The organism is Streptomyces sp. NPDC059454, from assembly GCF_042749965.1.
GTDB lineage: Bacteria > Actinomycetota > Actinomycetes > Streptomycetales > Streptomycetaceae > Streptomyces.
Window position 1 is genome coordinate 75,440 of the sequence record NZ_JBHYVC010000013.1, and the last position, 23,892, is coordinate 99,331.

A 23,892-nucleotide genomic window follows, 5' to 3' on the forward strand; every position below is an offset into this window, starting at 1 on the left:
CTGTGTGTACTCCCGCACCTCGGGCCGGGCAGCGGGTTTCAGCGCCGCCAGGCCACCCGATGCTCCGCCAGATGCGCCAGCACCGCGTGGTTCGCCTCCCAGCCGTCCGGGAACTTCACCAGCGTGCCCAACTGGACCGGCTCCGTGGACGGGTAGTCGTCCAGGAGGTCGGTCACTCCCTCGCGGCAGACCACGATGCAGGCGTGGCGGTGGCGGGAGGCGAGGACGCACAGGCGGCCCGTCTCCAGGTGGAAGGCGGTGGCGTCGGGGCGGCCGGAGAGGGGGTGGAGGACGACCGTCACGTCGTACTCGCGGCCCTGGAGGCGGTTCGCCGTGTCGACGGTGACGTCCGTCACGCCGAGTTCCGTGAGGGCTGCCCGTACCGCTGCCGCCTGGTCGCGGTGGGCGGTGCCGACGGCGATCCGGTCGGCGGTGAGGGGGGTGGGGTCGGGGGAGCGTTCGGAGGTCGCCGCGCCGCCGCGGTCCAGCAGGCGGCGTACGACCAGGGCCACCGCCCGGACCGCCTCCGGGTCCGTGCGCGGGGTGTGGCGGGCGGGGAGTTCCAGCAGGCCCCAGCCGGACTCCGCCGCCTCGTCGATCACCCGGTCCGGGGCCGAACCGTCCGACGGGACGCCGAAGGAGAGCGCGCGGTCGCCGTGGCCCGTGCCGCTGCGGAACGGCGTGTACGGGTAGAAGGCGTCGGAGACCAGGGGGGCCGCCGACGCGGGGAGGCGCCAGGACACCGGGAGGCGGTGCTGCGGCAGTTCGGGGTTGTGCGCGAGCAGGGTGGTGACGGCGGAGGCCGACGGGTCGTACGACAGGCCCGCCCACTGCTCGCCGCCCACGATCGAGAACGGGTCCAACTGGCCCGGGTCGCCCACGAACAGCGCCCGCTCGAACAGGTTGGCCACGGCGAGCAGCGCGTCCGAGCGCATCTGGTACGCCTCGTCGACGATCGCGTGCTCCCACGGTTCGACGCCCTTGACGTGCGCCCACTTCGCCGCCGTGGAGATCACCACGTCCAGGCCGGCGAGGTCGGCCGCCTTCGCCGACGTGCGGACGTTGTCCAGCGCGTCGAGCGCCTTGTCGTAAGGGTCGGTGTCGCTGCTGTGCAGCCGGCCCACCGGCAGGTCCGGGTTCTTCTCGGCGAGGCGCAGGACCAGGTCGTCGACCTGCGCGTTGGTCTGCGCCACCACCATCAGCGGACGCCCCGCCTCCGCCAGCTCCAGCGCCGCCCGCACCACCAGCGTGGACTTGCCGGCGCCGGGCGGGGAGTCGACGACGACACCGCGCGCGGTGCCGCGCAGGGTGTCGCGGAGGATCGCGTCGGTGGCGCGGCCGGCCGCCGCGCCGGGGTCGAACACGGCCTGCCGGGCAGGGGCGGTCACAGTACGTCCTCCTCGGTCACCGGGTCGGCGGGCTCCGGTGCGGCCTCCTCACCGGGTGGACCGCCATGGGTCCACGGGGTTTCCTCCGGGTCGGGCAACTTCGCGCCGCCGCGCGGTTCGTGCTCGAACAGCGTGAAGCACACGCGGTCGCCCTTCTCCGGGACCGATCCCTCCTCCGGCTCCTTGCCGCGGCCCATCTTGTCCATGACGCGGAGGACGAGCAGGCCGCCCTCCGGACCGTCCTCGTAGCCGACGAACTCCGCCGCCTGCGGCTTCCCGCCCAGCGAGCGGTACACCCTCGTCCGCTCGCCGAGGTGCGGGCGGTCGTCCGTGAGCACGGTGACCAGCGGGCGTGGGCTCGGCCGCCTGCTCTCGCTGTACGCCATCACCACGTCGACCACCTCGCCCGCGAACGCCTCCCCGGACAGTCGCCGGGCCGCCATCACCAGCGGGTCGTCGAGCGCCTCCTGCGCCTCAAGGCGGGCCTGTTCCCGCTCGCGCACGGCGAGCTTGTTGGCCGCGGTCACCGCGTCGTCGCGGCGCGGCTGCGGCGGCTCACCGGACAGGACCCGGTCCCGGTGACCGGTGAACGACCAGCGGTCGCGCGTCCACCGCTCCTCGACGCGCGCACCCTCCGGGAGCTCCGCCAGCAGGTCGAGGCCCCGCCACACCGCGTCCCACGTGGGTCGCGTACGACTCCCCACCAGCGCGCGGATCTCCCGCTCGGCCCCTGTCAGCGCGCCGAGGTGGTCGTCGGCCTCCAGGCCGTCCTCCGCCGCCGCGAGCGCGCTGCGGGCACGGTCGTAGCGCTCGATCGCCGGGGCGAGCAGCTTGTTGTCGAACGCCGGGTCGGTCGCCGGGCCCGCGGGCGGGCACACCAACTGGCCGTCGGCGTCCCGCGCGAGTTCCGCCTCCTGCGCGGCCTCCGCGCCCGAGCGTCCCTCGGGCGGGTCGATCCAGGCGAGCAGCGCCCCCAGATGCTGATCCTCCAGGGAGGACTGTCCGGTCGCCCAGTGCCGGGCCAGTACGTCGCTCATGGCCAGGAGGAGGGAGGAGCCGGGCACCCGGGCCCGCTCCCCGAAGTGCGTCAGCCACCGCCCGAGCAGCGGTACGCGCGGCGGCGCGGGGAAGGGGGCCTCCGGGTCCTGCTCCGCCGTGCGGCGGAAACGCATGGAGCGCCCCAGGAGCCGTACGAGGTCGATGCCGGCCCGGGACGGCACGATCAGCTGGGGCGCGTCCGCGCACAGCTCCACCTCGACCTTGACCCGCTTGCCGGTCTCCGGGTCGGTCTCGGAGCGCTCGGCGGCCTCCACGGCGTCCGCGAAACCGTCGACGTACGGCAGCACCACGTCGGCCAGCTCGGCCAGGAACGCGAACCGCAGATCGCGGTCGCGCGGCTGCGGCACCACCAGCAGCCGCGGCGCGTCCCGGTCGGTGCCCACCAGCGCGCCGAGCGGGGCGCCCGCCTCACCGGCGGTGATGAGCGGCACGAGGACCAGGGGCCGTTCGGAGAGGTGCCGGTGCCGGACGGTGGCGGCGGGCTGGGCACGGCCGGTGCTGACGGCCTCGAGCCGGGCGAGGGTGGCGATCAGCGACAAGGGGCCACCTCCATGGCGGCCGCTTCCAGTGCCTCCGCGCGCAGGGCCGCCGCCCTGCGCAGTGCCGCCACCGCCGGATCGTCGGGGTCACCGGCCTCCCCGCGGGCCGCCGCCAGCACGTCCCCGACCGTCGTCAGACCGCCCAGCTCCGCCCGTACCGGACGGCCCAGGCGGGTCACCGCGTCCTGCGCGCGGGAACGGTCCCGGCAGTGGAAGGCCAGCTCGCACGCGGACAGGCACTCCGGCGCGTAGGCCGCCGGGACCGACTCCACGGCCTCGGCCAGCCGCTCGGCGGGCAGCTCCGGCGAGAAGCACGTGCCCTCGGGGAGCGTGTCGGCGATCTCCTCGAGCCGGGTGAGCCGGTCCAGCTGACGGGCGGTCACCGCGCGCTGCTTGCGCACGTCCACGGCGGACGCGGTGGGCAGGTTGGAGAAGTCCTTCGGGCACACCAGCAGGATGCGGTGCCGCACGCGCGGGGCAGGGTCCAGCCGCGCGGCGACCCGCTCCAGGGCCAGCACGTACACCGCCGCCTGGCGCGCCGCCGCACCGACCTTCGCCGGGTCCGCGGCGCCGTCCAGCATCGGGAAGGACTTGATCTCCACGACCGTCCAGCTGCCGTCCGGGTGCACCACCACCGCGTCCGGCTCCAGGAAGGCGGGGGAGCTCGCGACGTCGAGCGCGAGCATGGGGTGGTCGAGCAGCGTCCACGCGCCGGGCGCCTCGCCGGCCTCGCGCAGCGCCAGCTCCGTACGGGCCGTGCGGCCCTGCGGGCCCTGGGCGGTGAGGTCGGGCACTCGCGCGCCGGCGGGCGGTTCGGCTCCGCGGTCCAGCTTCTCGTGGGCGAGACGCAGCAGTTCCGTACCGCCGTCCGCCTTGACCTTCGCCTCGAACGCGTTGCCCCGCACGAACGCGAACTGGGACTGGCCGAAGACCGACGGCGAGCCCAACGCGTCCGCCAGCAGCGCCTTGTTCACCCCGGCGCCGTCGAGGATCGCGCGCCGTCTGCAGCCCGGGTTGGCGGCGAGGGCGGCCAGGGCGCGCGCGTCCAGCGCCTTGGCCTGCACCTCCGGGCCGCGCAGCTCAGCGAGCCGGTGCCGGAGCGCCTTCTCCCGCGCCCGAGGGGGAGGCACCCGATTCGGTTCCTGATCCGTACCGCGACTCGGGGTGCCGCTGCCGTGGAAATCGCTCACCCGCGGAAGTCTGGCATCCGGCACTGACAATGGGGGAATTCGCGCCGGAGGAGTCCGCCGGGGCGACCGCGGGACGGGGCAGGAAGCGGGACTTGGCCCGGTCCGCCCACCGCGTCACGGCGGGGGCCAGCAGCAGGCCGGCGCCCATGACGGCGGCGCCCGCGGCCGCGTCGAGGAAGTAGTGGTTCGCGGTGCCCATCACCACGATCACGGTCACCAGCGGGTAGACGACGGCGGCCGTCCTCGTCAGGCGCGTACGGCCGTACCGCCAGAGGATCACCCCGCACCACAGCGCCCAGCCCACGTGCAGGCTAGGCATCGCCGCGTACTGGTTGGTCAGCCCGCCGAGGCCCCGCGGGGCGCTGGCCTCGCCGGCCCACCAGCCGTACGCGCTGTAGTGGGCCATGGTGTCCACGAAGCCGTGGCTCGCGTCGAGCAGCCGGGGCGGGCAGGTGGGCAGCAGGGTGAAGCCGATCAGGCCGATGAAGGTCGAGGTCATCAGCCAGGTGCGGGCGGCGCGGAAGTGCGCCGCGCGGGAGCGGAACAGCCAGACGAGGAGCGCCGGGGTCACCAGGTAGTGCAGCGACGCGTACCAGAAGTCGGCCGGTATGCCGAGCCACGGCTCGCGGGTGAAGAGACGGTTCAGCGGGTGCTCGGCGTTGAGGTACAGCGCCTTCTCGATGCGCAGGATCGCCAGGCCGTGGTCGACGGCGTCGGAGGCGTCGCCCCGGACGACCAGCCGTCCCGCCGAGTAGCAGGCGTACACCAGGAGGATGAGCGGCAGCTCCGTCCACCAGCGCAGCCGGGTCGCCGGGGCAACCTCGGTGCCCGGTGTCTCGGTGTGCGGCATCCGATCGCTCCCCCTTTGTTCTCGCGCGGCGCTCCGTCGGCGGCCAGCCACTCTACGGTGCGCGCGCGTCCCCCGTGACATGCCCTCGGCACTGAGAGACGTCGAGATCGCCCTTCGGGTTGCCCGCGACCAGGGTGCGCGATGATGGGGGAGTTCCGCCTGCGAATTTTCACCCGGAAGGTCTCCCATGGCACCGCGCATCCTGCTGGCCCGGCACGGACAGACCGAGTGGTCGCTGTCCGGCAAGCACACCGGCAGGACCGATGTGCCGCTCCTGGAGGAGGGCCGCCGGGGCGCCGAGCTGCTCGGCGAGCGCCTGCGCCGGGCGCCGTACGACGGGCTGCCCGGCGTCGAGGTGCGCACCAGCCCGCTGTCCCGCGCGCGGGAGACCTGCGAGCTCGCCGGTTTCGGCGACCGCGCGGAGATCTGGGACACGCTCATGGAGTGGGACTACGGGGCGTACGAGGGGATGACCCCGGCGGAGATACAGGCGGTGCGGCCCGGGTGGCTGATCTGGCGCGACGGGGTTCCCGAGGGGGAGTCCCTGGCCGAGGTGACGGCGCGCGCGGACGAGGTGGTGGCCTGGGCCCGGTCCGCCGACCGTGACGTGCTGGTCTTCGCCCACGGACACATGCTTCGCTCGATCGGCGCGCGCTGGCTGGGGCTGTCGCTCGATTTCGCGGCCCGTATCCGGCTGAATCCGACGTCCCTGTCGGTGCTGGGCTGGGCGTACGGCGAGCCGGCCGTGGAGTCCTGGAACGAGACGGGGCATCTGGCGGCTGCCTGACGCCTGGGCACCGGTCGCGCGGCCCGGTGCTCACGACGTGCCCCGCGTGGGTGCCGGGCCGGGGTGGGTCGCGCGGCCCAGCGCTCGCGGAGTGCCTCCCCCGCTCCCGGCTTCTCCCCCATTCTCGGCTTCTCCCCCACTCTCGACTTCGCTCGAGCGGGAGGGACCCCCATGAGCGGGAGGTGCCCCCACCGCCCACCCGTGCCGCCCTGGGGGAACCTCCCAGGCCCTCAAGGCACTGGGGGAGGCGCGATCGCCCGCAGCTACGCGGCACGATCGCCCGCAGCTACGCGGCACGATCGCCCGCAGCCGTGCAGGCGGTCACACCGCGCGCGGCAGTGAGGCGTGGCGGTCCAGGAAGGCCGAAACCCCCGACGCGCGCCGGTGCGGGAGGAGGACGCGGGACGTGCCCGCCAGCATCGTCCGCACCCGCGACGACTGCACGTCGTTCAGCAGGTCCAGTACCCGCATACCCGCCTCGGCCGCCTCGTCCGGCCGGCCCCCGCGGGCCAGGTCGTCCGCCAGCTCCGCCGTGTACAGGGCGATGTTGCGGGTGAAGTGCGGGTCCTGGAGTTCCGCCGCCCGCCGTGCGTGCCGGGCCGCGCGCGGCCAGTCGCCCAGCGTCGACCAGCACTGCGCCTCCAGGCCCTCCAGCTCCGCCTCCCCGTAGAAGCTCATCCACTCCGGGTCCGCCTCCGAGGTCCCGCGCTCGAAGTACGCCCCCGCCCGGGCCAGCGCCTGCTCGCAGCCCGTGCGGTCGGCGAGCCCCGCCCAGCCGCCCGCCTCCCGCAGCGCCAGCAGCGACATCAGCCGGGGGGAGCCGAGCGGACGCGCGGCCCGCTGCGCGGCCTGCGCCGCCCGCACCGCTTCCCGGGGCCGGCCCGCGTCCCGCGCGAGGAACGCCGTATTGCAGAAGGCGTGCGCCTCCACACCCGGATCCCCGGTCACCCGCGCGGTCGCCAGCGCCTCCGCGTAGTGCGAGCGCGCGTCGTCGAAGCGGCCCGAGTCGTGCGCCAGCCAGCCCACCGAGATGGCCAGCTCACCGGCGCCCGAGTACAGCCGGTCCGCCGTCCGCTGCCGGGTCGTCCCCGCGTCCAGCAGCGCGTAGGCGGCACGCAAGGGGGCCGCCGCGCGGCGGTAGAGCCCGTCCGCCCCGTGCCGGTCGTCCAGCAGCCGGATGCGGCGGACGGCCTCCTCCAGGGCGCCCGCGTCGCTCGCCCCCGCGCGGCGCACGGCGCGCTGCGCCGCCGAGGCGTCCGAGGCGAACCCGTACGGGCTCAGTGAGGCGGCGGCCACCGTGGCGCCCCCGCCGGTCATGAATGCGCGACGTAGCACGTCGCTCTCCTCGTAGTCGTGCGTGTCGTACGTGTCGTACCGGTTCTGCGTCTCATACGGCTCGTACGCCCCGCTGTTCTCACTCGTGGCGTCCGCCGGGTTCTCGGTGGGAGCCGGGGGCGTTCCCCCGGCGGCCCGGGCCCCGCGCCCGCGCACCGACGAACGGGGCGCGAAACCCAGGTCGGTCAGCGTGCGGCCGGGGAACATGTGCAGGAACACCCGCTCATAGGCGTAGTTCGGGCAGCGGATCTCGCCCGCCTCCACCCGGTGCACATACCGCGCGTCACAGCTGACCCGCTCACCGATCTCGCGGGCGGCCCGCCGGACCGCCGCGGCGAACTCGGCCGGCGAGCGCGGTCCGCGCAGGTGCCGGAAGACGAGGTTCGGCCGCGGGGGCCGAGGGGGCTGGGACGAGGGCACCGTTGACGACGCCATGGCCGGGTCCTCTCTGCGAACCGTCGAACCATGCCGGAATCGGGGCGATTTGTCCGTGTGAAGCCCTGTTTCCGGCGGGCTAGAACGTACCTGTTGTGACGGAGTCACTACGCGAAGTTTGGCAACAATCCGGATATGTCATCCGCGTTCCGCCATGAACTGCCATCCTTTGCGGCGGACTTTCGTCGTAGCCGTTGACGTGCCGACTCGTTGAGCCCTACAGACCGGGGGCCCGATGTGCGCGTTGGAGGCCGGGATGACGACCAGGCGGAGCAAGGATCCGTTGGAACTGCCGAGTACGGACTGTGACGTGGTCACGGTTCCGGTGCGACAGGGCCTGGAGGCGGTCGACATCCTGCGGCGCGGAGCCGGGGACGCGGTGGGGCCGGTGCTGCACGACGACGGGTGCGACACACTCGGTTTCCTGGTGCCGCCGGGGACGGCCGCGGCCTGGGACGTGCCGGGCAGTGTCTGTACGGAGACGGACGGCTGCGGGCCGAGACCGGCGCCGGGGCTCCCTGTGGCGGGGGCGGTCTGGCTGCTGCCGCCCGGGGAGGCGGAGCCGGCGACGGATCCCGCGGTGCTGCGGGAGGCGCTGGACGCGGCCCGGCGGATGATCGAGGCCGCGGACGGGTGTGCGTGAAGGGTGGGGTTCTCCCGCCCCCGCCGCCCTTGCCCCTTCCCGTCCCCGTTCCCCCCGGGTGCTCCGCCCCGGACCCCCGCTCCCCGAACTCCGGAGGGGCTGAAAACATGGGGGAATGGGAAGGAACAGGAACAGCGGGCGTCACCAGGCATCCGTCGAGGCCGTTGTCGAGCGGGTCGACGGTGGGCTCGCCCGGCTCGTCCCGGACCGGGAGCGGGTGCGGGGCCGGACGCTGCTGATCGACGACGCGCCGCAGTCGCACGTCGACCTCGACGACCCCGCGTATCTGTCCTTCGAGTACCAGCGCCGGTTCGGCCATGTCGTCGATCTCGTCGCCCCGCCCGGCAAGCCCCTGCGGGCCGTGCACCTCGGCGGCGGCGCCTTCACCCTCGCCCGGTACGTCGCCGCCACCCGCCCCCGCTCCACCCAGCAGGTCGTCGAACGGGACGCGGCGCTGGTGCGACTGGTCCGGCGGGAACTGCCGTTGGATGCCGGAGCCCGTATCCGGGTGCGTTCCGTGGACGCCCGTGAGGGACTCGCCAAGGTGCCGGACGGCTGGGCCGGACTCGTCGTCGCCGACGTCTTCAGCGGGGCCCGCACCCCCGCCCACCTCACCTCGACCGAGTTCCTCGACGACGTCCGCAGGGCACTCGCCCCCGGCGGGGTCTACGCCGCCAACCTCGCCGACGGGCCGCCGCTGGCGCACCTGCGGGGCCAGATCGCCACCGCCGCCGCCCGGTTCGCCGAACTCGCGCTGATCGCCGACCCCGCGATGCTGCGCGGCAAACGCTTCGGCAACGCCGTCCTGGTCGCCTCCGACGGCCCCCTGCCGATCGCCGAGCTGACCCGCCGGGCCGCCTCCGACCCGCACCCGGGCCGCGTCCAGCACGGCAGGGACCTCATCGACTTCACCGGCGGGGCCGCCCCCGTGACGGACCGGGCGGCGGTCGCCTCACCGGCGCCACCCGCGTCCGTCTTCCGGTGACCGGGCGGGCCGGTGAGGTCCGACCGGGCGGGCCGGTGAGACCTGCACGGCCTGAGTCCGCCCGACGGTCGTGCGTCTCCTGACGCCGCCCCGCCGCGCATAGGCTGGGGCCCATGACCCCAGTGGAGGAGGAACGCCCCCGTGCGCTGCTCGCGGGGGCTTCGCGTCGGTGGATACGGGTGTTGCCCTGGGGCGTGGCGTTCGTGCTGTGCGTCGCCCTCCTGCCCACCACCATCCAGGTGCTCACCGTCGACTACGGCCTGAACGGCGGCATCGCGAGCGCGCTGGCCGTGGCGCAGGCGGCACCGCTGCTGCTCGCCGTCGTCCACCCGCTGCGGGCCTGGTACGTGATCTTCGTCGCGGATGTGGCTGGGGCGCTCGCCCTGCTCGGCGTCGACTTCGAGGAGCGGCTTCTGTGGCCGTTCCCGCCCATGGAGATCGTCGGGTACATCGGCCTCTGCCTCGCCCTCGGCCTGCGCGAGCCGCGCCGGACGCTGGTGCTGGTGTGGCTGGCGACGGCGGGCGCCAACGTCGGCCTGGGATTTGCCGCGCCGCACGGCACGAGCGCCATGGAGGTGCTGCTGACCATACTCAGCGGCGTCGCGCTCCTGCTCGCCGCCGCGCTCCGCGAGCGGTACGAGGCGCAGCGCAGGCTGGCGGAGCAGGAGACGATCAGCGAGGCCGAGCGCGACCGGCGGACGCTGCTGGAGGAACGCGCCCGCATCGCACGCGAGCTGCACGACGTGGTGGCGCACCACATGTCCGTCATCACCGTGCAGGCGGACACCGCGGCGTACCGCCTCGACGGGCTGTCGCCGGACGTGCGGGAGGAGTTCACGTCCGTCGCGGCGACCGCGCGCGAGTCGCTCGGCGAGATGCGGCGGCTCCTCGGAGTGCTGCGGAACGAGGAGGGGCACGGCGAACTCGCGCCCCAGCCGGGCCTGAAGCGGATCGGGCAGCTGGTGGAGGCGACGGCAAGGGCGGGCGTGCCGGTCGAGTTCACCCCCTGCGACGCCGACGTGCCCGAGACGGTGGGCCTCTCCGCGTACCGCATCGTCCAGGAGGCCCTCGCGAACGTCGTGCGGCACGCCCCGGGTGCTCCGACGCAGGTGTCGGTGTCGGAGTCCGTCACGGAGGACGACACACGGCTCACCGTCCTCGTCGTCAACGGGCCGCCGCCCGAGCCGCCCGCCGCGCCGCTGGAGGAGGGCGGCACCGGGCACGGCCTCGTCGGCATGCGCGAGCGGGTGCGGCTGGCCGGTGGCACCCTCGACGTGGGACCGCTGCCGGACGGCGGCTTCCGGGTGGCCGCCCGACTCCCCCTGACCGGAAAGGACTTCACGTGACAACGCGCGTCATCGTCGTCGACGACCAGGCCATGGTGCGGGCCGGCTTCGCCGCGCTGCTGGCCGCCCAGAGCGACATCGACGTGGTGGGCGAGGCCCCCGACGGCGCGCAGGGCGTCGAGCTGAGCCGCCGCACCCATCCGGACGTCGTGCTGATGGACGTCCGCATGCCCGAGATGGACGGCCTCGAGGCCACGCGCCGCCTCCTCGCGCCTCCGCCGGGTGTGACTCACCGGCCGCGCGTGCTGATGCTCACCACGTTCGACGTCGACGACTACGTCTACGAGGCGCTGCGGGCGGGCGCGAGCGGCTTCCTGCTGAAGGACGCGCCGCCGGCCGACCTCATCGCGGCGGTACGCGTCGTGGCCTCGGGCGACGCGCTGCTCGCCCCCTCCGTGACGCGCCGCCTCATCGCGGACTTCGCCCGGCAACGTCCCGCGGCCCGGGGCAGGCCCGCGCTGCGGCTCAAGGCCCTGACGGAACGCGAGACCGAGGTCCTCACCCTGGTGGCCCGCGGCCGGTCCAACGCCGAGATCGCGGCGACGCTGGTGCTGGCCGAGCAGACGGTGAAGACACACGTGAGCCGCGTCTTCACCAAGCTCGACCTGCGCGACCGCGCCCAGGCGGTGGTCTTCGCCTACGAATCGGGGCTGGTGACCCCGGGCGAGTAGGGCGGCCCCTCATCCACCCCCTACCGCGGTAGCACCTCCGCATTGGCTCCCGGGTATGACGCCCGGCGCGCAGCCGTGCCCGCACTCTCCACCCCATCGGCACGAGAACATCGCGAGAGGGCGGAACATGAGGCTACGCAACGGCAAGCGGCAGAAGGCGGACGACCGACCGGAGGCCCCGGCCGCCGCACCCGGTCCCGCCGTCGAACTGCGCGGTGTCCGGCGGCAGTACGGCCGGGGCGCGGGCGCCGTGCACGCCCTCGCGGGCGTCGACCTCGGCCTCCCGCGCGGTACTTCGCCCCGTACGGCCTCGCGCGCGCGGCCGTACGCTTCAAACCCGCGTCGTTCGCGGGCACGTTCGTCGCGCTGATGATGTCGGCGCTGATCGTCGCGGCCTGCGGCATCCTGCTGGAGACGGGCGTCCGCGCCTCGGTGCCGGCGGAGCGGTACGCGAAGGCGCCGGTCGTCGCGGCGGCCGACCAGTCCGCGCGGCTCGTCGCCGACACCATCGACGGTCCCGAGGAATCCGCGTACCCGCTGCCGGACACCGCCCGCGTGGGGATTCGTCGAACTGAACCAGGCGCGGGCCGGTGAAGGCGACACAGCGCTCTTCCCCACCACCGCCGAAGCCCTGGAAAAACGCAACGACAGGCTTCGCGGCCTCACCGCCTCGCCACCGGAGACCGGGCGCCCGGCCCACACGGCCCTCGTACTGCCCGAACCCGCCGAGGGCTGACCCGGCAACGGCCGCGCACCTCTCGGCGCATACGGACCCGACGCCACCGTCACCGCGTCCGTCCATCGGTGGCGGTGGCGGTGGCGGTGGCGTCAGTACGTTCCGATCTCCACCCGCGGCGGTCCGTCGTGCCAGGTGCAGAAGACCGACACCCGGTCCGCGCCCGAGGAGAACTCCACCCGGATCCACGTCTCCGTCTTCCACACCTGCATCGACCAGCCGGCCCCCGGTGTCGCCGACACCAGCGACGCGGAGGTCTCGCCGAGGTCGAACACCGCCCGGCCGCCCTTGGTGTCGTAGCTCTTCACCCGGCCGGAGGCGGCCGGAACGGCGGGGGAGGGGGTGGGCGGGGGAGTGGTGGTCCGGGACGGCTCCGGCTCCGGTTCGGGGGACGCCGTGTCGGGCTTCGCCGACGGTCTCCGCGTCTCCCCGGCGTCCTTCGGACCGGCCGTCCCGGAGGGCCGCCGTGTCGACGACGACACCGGCTTCGACTGCTCGGTGGCCACGTCGGCCGCCGCGATGGGCAGGGCGCGGGGCGGGTCGTAGGCGGTGCCCGCCATCACCGTGCTGACACCCCACCACGACAGTGTGACCGCCGCGCCCGTGGCGAGCAGCCAAGCCAGTACGTGTACGAGTCCTCTGCGTATCGTCGGCCCATACTGCCCCATCGGCCTCAGGGGTGTCGCGCCGGCGGAGGCATCCGGAGTTGTCCACAGGCCCGCACCCGGCCCGTCCGCCATGGCGTACGGTGCGGCGCATGGCAAGTGTTCTCGTGGTCGAGGACGACCAGTTCGTCCGCTCGGCGCTCATCCGGCAGCTCACCGACGCCTCGCACACCGTGCGCAGCGTGGGCACGGCGCTGGAGGCGCTGCGCGAGGTCGCCCACCACCGTTTCGACGTGGTCGTCCTGGACCTCGGACTGCCCGATCTCGACGGCTCCGAGGCCCTGAAGATGCTGCGTGGCATCACCGACGTACCGGTGATCATCGCCACCGCCCGGGACGACGAGACCGAGATCGTGCGGCTGTTGAACGCCGGCGCGGACGACTATCTGACCAAACCCTTCTCGGTGGAGCACCTCTCGGCCCGGATGGCGGCCGTGCTGCGCCGGGCCCGGGCCGGCGGAGGGGAGGCCGCGCCCTCTGCCGTCATTCGGGTCGGCGGCCTGACCGTCGACCCGCTGCGCCGCCAGGCCGAACTGGACGGCGTACGTCTCGACCTGACCCGGCGCGAGTTCGACCTGCTGGCCTTCCTCGCCGGACGCCCCGGTGTGGTCGTCCCCCGCAAGGAGCTGCTCGCCGAGGTGTGGCAGCAGTCCTACGGCGACGACCAGACCATCGACGTCCACCTGTCCTGGCTGCGCCGGAAGCTGGGGGAGACCGCCGCCCGGCCCCGCTATCTGCACACCCTGCGGGGCGTCGGTGTGAAGCTGGAGCCCCCCGCCGCGCAGACGCCGCACACGCCGCACACGCCCGGAGCGGAGCCGCCGCGATGAGATGGGCCCTGGTGAAGGTGTCGCTGGCGGTGACCGCGATGGTCGTGGTCGCCTTCGCGGTGCCGCTGGGTCTGGTCATCCGGGAGATGGCCCGCGACCGGGCCTTCTCCAACGCCGAGCGGGAGGCGGCGGCCGTCGCCCCCGCGCTGTCCATCACCACCGACCGCGACCAGCTCGAACGCGTCGTCGCCTCCGCCGGTTCCGACACCGCGATGGCCGTGCACATCCCGGCCGGCGACGGCAGCGAGGCCCTCGGCATAGGGCGGCGGCGGGCCGCCGAGAAGGACATCGCGGCGGTGCGGAAACTGGGCCGTGCCTCCACCTCCACCGTGTCCGGTGGCTCGACCCTGCTCCAGCCGGTCGCGCTGAGCAGTGGTGAGATCGCCATCGTCGAGGTGTTCGTCCCCGAGTCCGAGGTCACCAACGGCGTCGGCACCGCCTGGGCGGTGCTCGCCGGGGTCGGTGTCGCGCTGATCCTCGGCTCGGTCGCGGTCGCCGACCGGCTGGGCGTACGGATGGTGCGGCCCGCCCAGCGGCTGGTGGAGGGGGCGCACGAGCTGGGCGAGGGCAAACTGGGCGCCCGGGTACCGGAGGAGGGGCCGACCGAACTGCGGCTGGCGGCCGTGGCGTTCAACTCCATGGCCGACCAGGTCGTCCAGCTGCTCGCCAACGAGCGGGAACTGGCCGCCGACCTGTCCCACCGGCTGCGTACGCCGCTGACCGTGCTGCGGCTCAACGCCGCCTCCCTCGGCGACGGTCCGGCCGCCGAGCAGACCCGGGCGGCGGTCGAGCAGCTGGAGCGGGAGGTGGACACCATCATCCGCACCGCCCGCGACGCCAAGCCGCAGACGGCCGCCGCCGGACCCGGCGCCGGGTGCGACGCGGCCGAAGTGGTGCGGGAGCGGATGGTGTTCTGGTCGGCGCTCGCCGAGGACGAGGGCCGCACATGGCGGGTGGCCGGCGCCGACCGGCCGGTGCGCATACCCGTGGCCCGCACCGACCTGGCCGCCGCCCTCGACGCACTGCTCGGCAACGTCTTCCGGCACACCGCCGAGGGCACCGCGTTCGCGGTCGACGTGCACAACGGCGAGGACGCGGTGATCGTGCTGGTCTCCGACGCCGGCCCCGGCATACCCGACCCCGGGGCGGCGATGGCCCGCGGCCGGGGCTCCGGCAGCGACGGCTCCACCGGGCTCGGTCTGGACATCGTGCGCCGGCTCGCGGAGTCGACCGGCGGGGACGTACGGATCGGCTCGTCCGTGCTCGGCGGGACCGAGGTGCGGATCTGGATCCAGCTCGACGGACGCGAGCGGGCACCCCGGCGGCGCGGGCACCGGGGGAGCGTGCGCCGGCGTCGCGGACCGGGCCGGCTGGTGGCGTCCTTTAACCGGCCCCGATCCCTTCCTTAAGCGCACCCTAAGATCCTCAAAGGCCTCCCGGATCAAGAACTTTGTCCGAATCCGGCTCGCTAGCGTGCTGCCGCACACCCCCGAACGGCAACGAAGGCAGGCACGCGATGAGCACGCACCGGCGCAGGGTCAGCGGCAGGAACAAGGCGATCGGCGTGGTGACCGCCGCGGCCGTCGCCGGCGGCGGCGCGTTCCTGTTCACCGGCACCGCCCAGGCGGCCGGCGTGGGCGCGGCGTACACCAGGACCAGCGAGTGGTCGACCGGGTACACCGCCCAGTACGTGGTGACCAACGACAGCGGCGAGCGGAACCAGGACTGGAAGCTGGAGTTCGACCTGCCCGCCGGCACCGAACTCGGCTCGCTGTGGAACGCCGAGTCCCGTGTGGACGGCCGGCACGTCACCGTGCGGTCGGCCACGTGGGACACCGACGGCCTGGCCGCCGGCGAGTCCGTCACCATCGGCTTCGTCGCCAAGGGCACCGGCGACCCGACCGGCTGCCTGGTCGACGGCGCCGAGTGCGGCACGGACAGCGCCCCCACGCCCGAACCCAGCGGCCGTCCCACCGACGCCCCCACCCCCACCACACAGCCGACCCCCACCGAGGAGCCGACGCGGACCGAGGAGCCGACCGCCGAGCCCACCGAGAGCACCGGCACCGGTACGGGCACCAACGCCGGTTTCGCGCCCTACGTCGACACCTCCCTCTTCCCCGCCTTCGACCTGGTCGCGAGCGCCGAGGCGACCGGCGTGAAGAACTACAACCTCGCCTTCATCACCGACGGCGGCGGCTGCACCCCCAAGTGGGGCGGCGTCAGCGACCTCGGGAGCAACGCCGTGGCCGGCCAGATCGGCGCGCTGCGCGCCAAGGGCGGCGACGTCCGCGTCTCCTTCGGCGGCGCGGCCGGCTCCGAACTGGGCACCACCTGCGCCTCGGCGGACGCGCTGGCCGCCGCCTACACCAAGGTCGTCGACACCTACAAGCTCACCAAGGTCGACTTCGACGTCGAGGGCGGCGCCCTGCCCGACGCGGCGGCCAACACCCGCCGCGCCCGGGCGATCGCCGAGCTCCAGAAGGCCCACCCGGACCTGGACGTCTCCTTCACCCTCCCGGTCATGCCGGAGGGCCTCACCCAGGACGGCGTGAACCTGCTCGCCGACGCCGAGAAGAACGGGGTACGGATCGACGCCGTCAACATCATGGCGATGGACTACGGCCCCGCCTACAGCGACGACATGGGCACCTACGCCGAGCAGGCCGCCACCGCCACCCAGGCCCAGATCAAGGGCGTCCTCGGACTGAGCGACGCCGACGCCTGGAAGACGGTCGCCGTCACCCCGATGATCGGCGTCAACGACGTCGTCACCGAGGTCTTCAAGGTCGACGACGCCACCCAGCTGGTGAACTTCGCCGAGTCCAAGGGCCTCGGCTGGCTGTCCATGTGGTCCGGCACCCGTGACCAGCAGTGCGCCGGCGGCACCAAGCCGGCCGCCGACCCCACCTGCAGCTCGATCCTCCAGGACAAGTTCGCCTTCACGAAGGCGTTCGCGGCCTACAAGTGATCCGCGCGGGAAAACGGGGCGCGGCACTCCCCTAGGGTGCCGCGCCCCGCCCCCCGTTCCCCGCTCCCCCGTCTCCCGGAGCCGGAGCCGGTCAGATCTGCTCCGTCTCCGGAAGCGCTCCCGACTTCGCGGCCCGCGCGTACCACAGGGCGCTGGACTTCGGGGTCCGCTGCTGGGTCACGTAGTCGACGTACACCGCGCCGAAGCGCTTGTCGTAGCCGTACGCCCACTCGAAGTTGTCCATCAGGGACCACAGGTAGTAGCCGCGCACGTCCGCGCCGTCGGCGATGGCCCGGCGCACCGCCGAGAGGTGGCCGTGCAGGTAGGCGACGCGATCCGGGTCGTGCACCTTGCCGTCGGCGTCCGGCTTGTCGTCGTAGGCCGCGCCGTTCTCGGTGATGTACAGCGGCAGACCGGGCGCCTCACGGTGGTAGCGCATGATCAGCTCGTGCAGGCCGGTCGGGTCGACGGACCAGCCCATCTCGGTCTGCTCGCCCGGCGACTGGTGGAAGGCGACGTCGTCCGCGGCGGGCCACGGCGAGTGCGCGCTCGCCCCGTGACCGTCGGCCCGCGGGCCCTTCGCGTCCGGGTCGGCCGCCGACACCAGGGTGGGCGTGTAGTAGTTGAGGCCGAGCGCGTCCAGCGGCTGGTGGATCAGGTCCAGGTCGCCGTCCTCGATGCACGACCAGTCGGTGAGCGACGAGGTCGCCTCCAGCAGCGTCTCCGGGTAGGAGCCGTGCAGGATCGGGCCGTGGAAGATGCCGCTGGACAGGTCGTCGATCTTGCGCGCCGCCGCCTGGTCCGCCGGGTCGCTCGGCGAGAGCGGGCGCACCACCGAGGAGTTGAGACTGAGCGCGACCTGGTTGCGGGCCGGCATCACCGAGCGCAGCGCCTTGGTGCCCAGGCCGTGCGCCAGGTTCAGGTGGTGGGCGGCCCTCAGGGAGGCCGCCGGGTCGGTGCGGCCGGGGGCGTGCACCCCGGAGGCGTACCCCAGGAAGGCGCTGCACCAGGGCTCGTTGAGCGTGATCCACTGCTCCACCCGGTCGCCGAGCGCCTCGCCGACGATCCCCGCGTACTCCGCGAAGCGGTACGCGGTGTCACGCTCCGGCCAGCCGCCCGCGTCCTCCAGCTCCTGCGGCAGGTCCCAGTGGTAGAGGGTGACGGCCGGCTTGATGCCCTTGGCCAGCAGCTCGTCGACCAGCCGGCGGTAGAAGTCCAGACCGCGCTGCACGGCCGGGCCGCGGCCGGTCGGCTGCACCCGAGACCAGGAGACGGAGAAGCGGTAGGCGCTCAGGTTCAGGTCCGCCATCATCGCCACGTCGTCGCGGTAGCGGTGGTAGTGGTCGTTGGCGATGTCACCGGTGTCACCACCGGCCGTCTTGCCCGGCGTGTGGCTGAAGGTGTCCCAGATGGAAGGCGTGCGCCCGTCCTCCCGCACCGCCCCCTCGATCTGGTACGCGGAGGTCGCGGCGCCCCAGAGGAAGGCGGGAGGAAAGGTCACCGGGGTCGCCGGCGTTGCGGAGTCAGACATGGAAGCGCTCCCATAGGAGGTCGTGGAAGACCGACGAGTACGGAAAGAGGGGGAGGGGAGGGGGCCGAGGCGGCGGTGACCCGGCCCCCAGGGTACGAACGTGGAGCGGGCGTCAGCCCTTGACGGCACCCTGCATGATGCCGCCCACGATCTGCTTGCCGAAGATCGCGAAGACCAGCAGCAGGGGCAGCGTACCCAGCAGCGCACCCGCCATGATCAGGGACTGGTCCGGGGTGTACCCGCGGCCCAGGCCCGCGACCGCCACCTGCACGGTCGGGCTGCCGGTCTGGGTCAGCACCAGGAACGGCCACAGGAAGTCGTTCCAGGTCTGCACGAACATCAGCATGCCGAGCACGGCCATCGCCGGCCGCGCGGCGGGGAACACCACGTGCCAGATCACGCGCCAGCTGCTCGCGCCGTCCACCCGGGCGGCCTCGATGACCTCGTCCGGCAGCGCCTGGAGCAGGTACTGCCGCATGAAGAACACGCCGAACGCGCTCACCAGCGACGGGAAGATGACCGCCTGCAGCTGGTCGGACCAGTCGAGCTTGGCGACCATCATGTACAGCGGGATGATGCTGAGCTGCGGCGGCACCATCATCGTGCCGATCACGATCAGCATCAGCGCGTTGCGGCCCTTGAAGCGCAGCTTGGCGAAGGCGAACCCGGCGATCGTCGACAGCACGACGATGGTCACCGCCGAGATGCCCGCCACGATCGTGGTGTTGAGGAAGGCCTCACCGAGGTTGGCGTCCTTCCAGGCGATCTCCAGGTTCTTGAACAGGTTGGAACCGAACCAGAGCGGCGGCGGGTTCTGCGCCAGCCGCTGGGTGTCCCGGGAGGCGGCGATCGCGGTCCACACCAGGGGGAACAGCGACACGATCGTGAACACGATCAGGATCGCGTACGCGATCGGACCGCCGTGCAGTGTCCCGCCGGCCCGCGCCGACTTCGGCAGGCGCGGGCGCCTGGACTCCTTGGCGGGCGTGGTCTCGGGGGGCGTCACAGTCGTCGTCACGGCCACACCTCCTTAACTGCTGGCGCGCAGCCGGCGCGAGATGAGCTGGTTGATGATGCCGATGACGATCAGGATCGCGAACATCGTCCAGGCGATGGCCGAGGCACGGCCCAGGTGCTGGTTCACCCAGCCCTGCTCGTACAGGTACAGGCCGAGCGTCTGGAACTGGTGCTCCGCGCCGCCGGACGCGCCCTTGTTGGCGTCGAACAGCAGCGGCTCCCCGAAGACCTGGCTGGCGCCGATGGTGGAGACCACCACCGTGAACAGGATCGTCGGACGCAGCGAGGGCAGCGTCACGTGGAGGAACTGCTTCCAGCGGCTGGCGCCGTCCAGCGCCGCCGACTCGTACAGGTCCTGCGGGATCGCCTGCATCGCGGCCAGGTAGATCAGCGCGTTGTAGCCGGTCCAGCGCCAGATGATGATCGCCGAGACGGCGAACTGCGAGGGCCACTTGTCGCCCTGCCAGTCGACCGGATCGATCCCGACGAGGTCGAGCGTCCAGTTGATCATGCCGTAGTCGTAACCGAAGAGCAGCACGAACACCAGGGAGGCGGAGGCGATCGAGGTGGCGTACGGCGCGAGCATCGCGACCCGGTAGAAGGTCGAGGCCCGCAGCTTGTAGTTGAGGATGTGGGCGATGCCCATCGCGATCAGCAGCTGCGGAACGGTCGCGATGATGCCGATGGTCAGGGTGTTCTGCGCGGCGTTCCAGAAGAACTCGTCGTCGAAGATCCGGGTGTAGTTCTTCAGCCCGACCCAGCTCATGTCGGTCGGGGCGGTCAGCTCCACCTGGTGCAGCGAGGCCCAGCCGGTGTAGATCAGCGGGAACAGGCCGAAGGCGATGAACAGCAGGAAGAACGGCGAGACGAACGCGTACGGGCTCCAGCGCATGTCGCGCTGCCAGCGCCGGGACAGCTTGGCCCGGCGTCGCTGCTCCTTGTCCGCGGGCGCGGAGCTCCCGGGCGGACGGCCCGGGGCCGCGCCCCCCTTGACGGGGAGCGCGGCGGTGTCGTGGCGGGTGGTCATGCGGGTCACTTGTCCAGGCTGTTGTCGATGGTCTTGGTGGCCGTCTCCCAGGCCTCATCGACCGACTTGCCCTTGGTCACCAGGATGACGCCGTTGTCCGTCAGACCCTGCTGGATGATCTGGTCCTTCGGGCCGATGACCTGGTCCGGGATCTGCTTGGCGGCCGCCGAGAAGATCTCGCCGATCGGGGAGTCACCGGTCATGTCGTTCTTCGCGCCCTTCACCTCGGCGCTGTCGTACGCGCCCGGGGTGCTCGGGAAGCTGCCCTGCACCTTGAACAGCTTCGTCTGCTGCTCGGGCGCGGTCAGCCAGGCCACCAGCTTCTGCGCCTCCTCGACGTTCTTGCCGCTCTTCGGCACGCCGAGGAAGGAGCCGCCCCAGTTGCCGGACTTGGGCGCCACGGCCACGTCCCACTTGCCGGCGGCCTCCGGCTGCGACTTGCCCTTGATGTAGCCGAGCATCCACGGCGGGCAGGCGACGGTGGCGAACTTGCTGTTGGCGATGGTCGTGTCCCAGGCCGGCTGGAACTGCGTCTGCGACTGGACCAGGCCCTTCTCGGCGGCCTCGGAGGTCAGGTCGAAGGCGTCCTTGACGGCCGGGTTGGTCTTGTAGATGACCTCGCCGGAGGCGTCGTAGAACTTCTCCTTCTCACTGCTGAGGACGGCGTTGAGCAGGCCACCGGGGGAGTCCATGAAGAAGGTGTCCTTGCCGGCCTTCTTCTTGTACTTCTCACCGGTCGCGACGAACTTGTTCCAGTCACCGGCCCACAGCTTGCCGACCTCCTCGCGGTCGGTCGGCAGGCCGGCCTTCTCGAAGAGGTCCTTGCGGTAACAGATCGCCATCGGGCCGATGTCGGTGCCGAGAGCGACGGTCTGGCCGTCCTTGGTGGTGGCCTGCTGCCACTTCCAGCTGAGCCAGTTGTTCTTGTCCACGCCCTCGGCCTTGGACATGTCCGCGAACTTGTCCGCCTGGGTGCCGACGATCTCGGCGATGTTGGCGATCTCGATGGCCTGGATGTCCATCAGACCGCTGTTGGTGGTGAGGTGGTTGAGCAGCGGGGGGTAGTAGTTCTCGTTCCGCTCGATGACGTTCTGCTCGATCTTGATGTCCGGGTTCAGCTTCTCGTACTCGGCGTAGAGGCCGGCTTCCTTGAAGCCCATGGTGCCGAACAGGCCAAGCGTGATCTTGGTCTTGCCCTCGCTGTCGGACGAGGATCCGGAACCGCCGTCACCACCGTCGTCGGCACAGCCGGCCAGCAGCCCGGTGCCCAGCGACACCACGGCCGCGATGGCCAGCGCCTTACGGGCGATGGGCTTCCCCCCGCCCGACCGCTGACGGGAGAGGGGGAGGGTACGTGCTCGCATTGCGTCCTCCTGTTGCCCTGACGTGCCGACCCCCCGGCCAACGGCTTTGTTGGACCCGTATCTTGCGCGTTGCGGCTCGGGCGGGGAACGTGCGGGTTGTGTATGTGTCAGGTACCGTGGGAGCGCTCCCACAAGTGATGTGTTGAAGAGTCGCGGGTCGGAGCGGGGGTGTCAAGGGAACAGACGCGGCAAAGTGCCTTCAGTTATCTGCCTGTTAACTTGACGCCGGACACCCGCCCCCGGAAGCCCGGAGTCCGCCGGAGGCGCTCCCGGCGGTGGCCACCGTCACTGACGGGGCTGTTACATTCCAGGCCAGCGTGACACACGACGGAAGGCGGAGCCGATGGCAAGCCACGGAGCGCGGGGCCGGAGCGGCGGCCGTCCCACCCTCGAAGAGGTGGCCGCGCGCGCCGGTGTCGGCCGCGGCACGGTCTCCCGGGTGATCAACGGTTCGCCCCGGGTGAGCGACGCCACACGCGCCGCCGTGGAAGCCGCGGTCGCCGAGCTCGGTTATGTCCCGAACACGGCCGCCCGCGCCCTGGCCGCCAACCGCACGGACGCCATCGCCCTCGTCGTGCCCGAGCCGGAGACCCGGTTCTTCGCCGAGCCGTACTTCTCCGACATGCTCCGGGGTGTCGGCGCGGCGCTCTCCGACACCCAGATGCAGTTGCTGCTGATCTTCGCGGGCAGCGACCGGGAACGGCAGCGGCTCGCCGAGTACCTCGCCGCCCACCGGGTGGACGGGGTGCTGCTGGTCTCGGTGCACGCCGACGACCCGCTGCCCGACATGCTGTCCCGGCTGGAGATCCCGGCCGTGATCAGCGGACCCCGCTCGGCCGCCGAGACGCTCGCCTCCGTGGACTCGGACAACTACGGCGGCGCCCGCCAGGCCGTCGAGCACCTCATCGGCCGGGGCCGGCGCACCATAGCCCACATCACCGGCCGCCTCGACGTGTACGGCGCCCAGCGGCGCATCGACGGCTACCGCGACGCCCTGCGTGAGGCGGGCCACGAGGTGGACGAGCTGCTGATCGAGGCCGGTGACTTCTCCGAGGACGGCGGCCGGCGCGCGATGGCGGCCCTGCTGGAGCGCCGCCCCGACCTGGACGCCGTCTTCGCCGCCTCGGACGTCACCGCGGCCGGCGCCCGGCACGCCCTGCGCGACGCGGGCCGCCGCATCCCCGACGACGTGGCCCTGGTCGGCTACGACGACTCCGCCATCGCCCGTCACATGGACCCGCCGCTGACCAGCGTGCGCCAGCCGATCGAGGAGATGGGCCGCGCGATGATCGACCTCCTCCTCGCGGAGGTCGCCGACCGCCGTCCCTCGGTGTCCCGGGAGCTGGAGCGGCGTCAGATGGTGCTGGCGACGGAGCTGGTGGGCCGCGCCTCGTCGTGACGCCTCAGTGCTCCGTGCCGGGGGCCGGGTCCTTCCGGACCGCTTCGGCGTGAAGCGTGCCGGCGGCGACGCGGTGTGCTGCCCCGCGCTCCCCCCACCGGGGATCGGTGGCCTGCTCGTATTCCCTGCGCAGGCCGACCGGGACCAGGCCCAGGCGCCGGTCCGGCAGGGGTCTGCCGCCGGCCTCCGCCCAGGCGCTGATCTCCTCGAAGTCGCCCGCCGGTGAACCCGCGACCGCGTACACGGGAAGGCGGTCGGTGAGCACGGTGCGGGGCAGGGAGAGGCCGAGGCGCTCCTCGAAGACGGCCAGGCTGCGGCGGTCGCGTTCGTGGTAGTCGTGGATGTCGTAGTCGTCGTACTCCTCTTCGGGGACGGGGTCGCTCACGCCGTCGGGGAGCAGGAGCCCGGCGGCCACCAGGTCGGGCAGGAGCAGATCGGGTTCCTCGCCCCAGCGGACGCCCTCCTCGCCCAGTCCGTGTCCGCAGACGGTGCGGCCGTCGCGCGCGTACAGGACGGTGGTGGGAGGGTGCTCCGAGTTGTAGTGGTAGTGGACGGCCTCCACGCCGTCGCGCGAGACCTCCTCCCGCCGTTCGAGGTAGCGGCCGTAGAGGACGGCGAACGCCCAGCCGGCGTGCTCGCCGACGCGGACCGCGGCGCTGCCCGGCCCGGTCCGGGGGTAACCGTCGACGTCGACGTCGGCCATCTCGGCGTCGGTCATCGGCCCGGCGGCCGCTCCGCGCCGCGCCCCCATGCGGACCGCCAGCTCCTCGGCGTCGATGCCGCGGGCGAAGTGCACGTCGAACATGTACCCGGAACTCGTCACCGTGCCGACCATCCACCGCACACCGTCGCCCACGCGCCCTCCCCTACAGCGATGGGCAGACCCCCTGCCCGTTCGCCGACGACCATAGGACGGCCCACTGACATCCCGGTGGTGGAAACGAGTACAGCCGGTGACCTCGTACGAGGTCACCGGCTGACTGGTGAGGGTGAGTGACGGGACTCGAACCCGCGGCATCCTGGACCACAACCAGGTGCTCTACCAGCTGAGCTACACCCACCATGGCCTTGTCGGTTGAGGTCAGTGACTTCTCCGACCGGCCGAGAAAAAGTGTACAGGGTCC

20 protein-coding genes, 1 tRNA gene and 2 pseudogenes are annotated in these 23,892 nt (G+C 72.8%); 11 read left to right on the plus strand and 12 right to left on the minus strand.

What is annotated here, in order from left to right:
• Positions 1–38: 38 nt before the first annotated feature.
• Genes ACFXAE_RS12370 through ACFXAE_RS12385 form a run of 4 tightly spaced genes read right to left on the minus strand, consistent with a single transcriptional unit; the run spans position 39 to position 5,026 of the window.
• A complete protein-coding gene (locus ACFXAE_RS12370; protein ID WP_384712129.1) occupies positions 39–1,388 on the minus strand; it encodes an AAA family ATPase in 1,350 nt (449 codons plus the stop codon).
• Positions 1,385–2,986 (minus strand): hypothetical protein, encoded by a 1,602-nt coding sequence (locus ACFXAE_RS12375; protein ID WP_384712132.1) that lies wholly within the window; start codon positions 2,984–2,986, stop codon positions 1,385–1,387. Before ACFXAE_RS12375 ends, ACFXAE_RS12370 begins: the two co-directional genes overlap by 4 nt.
• Positions 2,977–4,116, minus strand: coding sequence for a hypothetical protein (locus tag ACFXAE_RS12380; protein ID WP_384712135.1), 1,140 nt, complete (start codon positions 4,114–4,116; stop codon positions 2,977–2,979). The genes ACFXAE_RS12375 and ACFXAE_RS12380 overlap by 10 nt, the downstream gene beginning before the upstream one ends.
• Positions 4,067–5,026, minus strand: coding sequence for a phosphatase PAP2 family protein (locus ACFXAE_RS12385; protein ID WP_384712138.1), 960 nt, complete (start codon positions 5,024–5,026; stop codon positions 4,067–4,069). The genes ACFXAE_RS12380 and ACFXAE_RS12385 overlap by 50 nt, the downstream gene beginning before the upstream one ends.
• 187 nt (positions 5,027–5,213) lie before the next feature.
• Here ACFXAE_RS12385 and ACFXAE_RS12390 point away from each other — a divergent pair, with 187 nt between their 5' ends.
• Positions 5,214–5,813, plus strand: a complete 600-nt coding sequence (locus ACFXAE_RS12390) for a histidine phosphatase family protein (protein ID WP_384712141.1) — start codon at positions 5,214–5,216, stop codon at positions 5,811–5,813.
• 321 nt (positions 5,814–6,134) lie between these two features.
• On the opposite strand, the gene ACFXAE_RS12395 is transcribed toward ACFXAE_RS12390, so the two are convergent.
• The gene (locus ACFXAE_RS12395) at positions 6,135–7,583 is read right to left on the minus strand and encodes a hypothetical protein (protein ID WP_384712143.1); all 1,449 of its coding nucleotides are present in this window, start codon (positions 7,581–7,583) and stop codon (positions 6,135–6,137) included.
• A 256-nt stretch (positions 7,584–7,839) separates the two neighbouring features.
• Between ACFXAE_RS12395 and ACFXAE_RS12400 the strand changes: the two genes are divergently transcribed.
• From ACFXAE_RS12400 to ACFXAE_RS12425, 6 genes and pseudogenes are all read left to right on the plus strand, one after another.
• Entirely contained in the window at positions 7,840–8,226 is a 387-nt protein-coding gene (locus ACFXAE_RS12400) for a hypothetical protein (protein WP_384712147.1), read from the plus strand.
• 115 nt (positions 8,227–8,341) lie between these two features.
• Complete coding sequence (locus ACFXAE_RS12405) at positions 8,342–9,211, plus strand: spermidine synthase (RefSeq protein ID WP_384712150.1); 870 nt, start codon at positions 8,342–8,344, stop codon at positions 9,209–9,211.
• A 113-nt stretch (positions 9,212–9,324) separates the two neighbouring features.
• Positions 9,325–10,557: a sensor histidine kinase gene (locus ACFXAE_RS12410; protein WP_384712153.1), complete on the plus strand. Its 1,233-nt coding sequence runs from the start codon at positions 9,325–9,327 to the stop codon at positions 10,555–10,557.
• Positions 10,554–11,228 carry a response regulator gene (locus tag ACFXAE_RS12415; protein ID WP_384712156.1) on the plus strand — a complete coding sequence of 225 codons (675 nt, stop codon included), beginning with the start codon at positions 10,554–10,556 and terminating at the stop codon, positions 11,226–11,228. The genes ACFXAE_RS12410 and ACFXAE_RS12415 overlap by 4 nt, the downstream gene beginning before the upstream one ends.
• Before the next feature lie 127 nt (positions 11,229–11,355).
• Positions 11,356–11,523: pseudogene (locus ACFXAE_RS12420) on the plus strand (ABC transporter ATP-binding protein); the annotation flags it as partial.
• A gap of 5 nt (positions 11,524–11,528) precedes the next feature.
• A pseudogene (locus ACFXAE_RS12425) lies at positions 11,529–11,816 on the plus strand (ABC transporter permease); the annotation flags it as partial.
• Positions 11,817–12,056: 240 nt separating this feature from the next.
• Here the strand turns inward: ACFXAE_RS12425 and ACFXAE_RS12430 are convergent.
• Positions 12,057–12,611, minus strand: coding sequence for a hypothetical protein (locus ACFXAE_RS12430; RefSeq protein WP_384712312.1), 555 nt, complete (start codon positions 12,609–12,611; stop codon positions 12,057–12,059).
• A 110-nt stretch (positions 12,612–12,721) separates the two neighbouring features.
• On the opposite strand from ACFXAE_RS12430, the gene ACFXAE_RS12435 reads away from it, so the two are divergent.
• From ACFXAE_RS12435 to ACFXAE_RS12445, 3 genes are all read left to right on the plus strand, one after another.
• A complete protein-coding gene (locus ACFXAE_RS12435; RefSeq protein WP_384712159.1) occupies positions 12,722–13,459 on the plus strand; it encodes a response regulator transcription factor in 738 nt (245 codons plus the stop codon).
• Positions 13,456–14,868: a sensor histidine kinase gene (locus ACFXAE_RS12440; protein WP_384712162.1), complete on the plus strand. Its 1,413-nt coding sequence runs from the start codon at positions 13,456–13,458 to the stop codon at positions 14,866–14,868. Before ACFXAE_RS12435 ends, ACFXAE_RS12440 begins: the two co-directional genes overlap by 4 nt.
• A 107-nt stretch (positions 14,869–14,975) precedes the next feature.
• Complete coding sequence (locus ACFXAE_RS12445; protein WP_384712165.1) at positions 14,976–16,430, plus strand: cellulose binding domain-containing protein; 1,455 nt, start codon at positions 14,976–14,978, stop codon at positions 16,428–16,430.
• 91 nt (positions 16,431–16,521) lie between these two features.
• Here the strand turns inward: ACFXAE_RS12445 and ACFXAE_RS12450 are convergent, their stop codons facing one another.
• The 4 genes from ACFXAE_RS12450 to ACFXAE_RS12465 form a co-directional block, all read right to left on the minus strand.
• Positions 16,522–17,961 carry a GH1 family beta-glucosidase gene (locus ACFXAE_RS12450; RefSeq protein WP_384712168.1) on the minus strand — a complete coding sequence of 480 codons (1,440 nt, stop codon included), beginning with the start codon at positions 17,959–17,961 and terminating at the stop codon, positions 16,522–16,524.
• Positions 17,962–18,073: 112 nt separating this feature from the next.
• Complete coding sequence (locus tag ACFXAE_RS12455; protein WP_384712171.1) at positions 18,074–18,979, minus strand: carbohydrate ABC transporter permease; 906 nt, start codon at positions 18,977–18,979, stop codon at positions 18,074–18,076.
• Positions 18,980–18,991: 12 nt separating this feature from the next.
• A complete protein-coding gene (locus tag ACFXAE_RS12460) occupies positions 18,992–20,005 on the minus strand; it encodes a carbohydrate ABC transporter permease (RefSeq protein WP_384712315.1) in 1,014 nt (337 codons plus the stop codon).
• Between the two features lie 5 nt (positions 20,006–20,010).
• Positions 20,011–21,369, minus strand: a complete 1,359-nt coding sequence (locus tag ACFXAE_RS12465; protein ID WP_384712174.1) for an ABC transporter substrate-binding protein — start codon at positions 21,367–21,369, stop codon at positions 20,011–20,013.
• A 343-nt stretch (positions 21,370–21,712) separates the two neighbouring features.
• Between ACFXAE_RS12465 and ACFXAE_RS12470 the strand changes: the two genes are divergently transcribed.
• Complete coding sequence (locus ACFXAE_RS12470) at positions 21,713–22,768, plus strand: LacI family DNA-binding transcriptional regulator (protein ID WP_384712177.1); 1,056 nt, start codon at positions 21,713–21,715, stop codon at positions 22,766–22,768.
• A gap of 4 nt (positions 22,769–22,772) precedes the next feature.
• Here the strand turns inward: ACFXAE_RS12470 and ACFXAE_RS12475 are convergent, their stop codons facing one another.
• Both ACFXAE_RS12475 and ACFXAE_RS12480 read right to left on the minus strand, forming a co-directional pair.
• Positions 22,773–23,624, minus strand: coding sequence for a DUF6461 domain-containing protein (locus ACFXAE_RS12475; RefSeq protein ID WP_384712180.1), 852 nt, complete (start codon positions 23,622–23,624; stop codon positions 22,773–22,775).
• Positions 23,625–23,756: 132 nt separating this feature from the next.
• Positions 23,757–23,829, minus strand: a tRNA-His gene (locus tag ACFXAE_RS12480).
• Between the last annotated feature and the right edge of the window lie 63 nt (positions 23,830–23,892).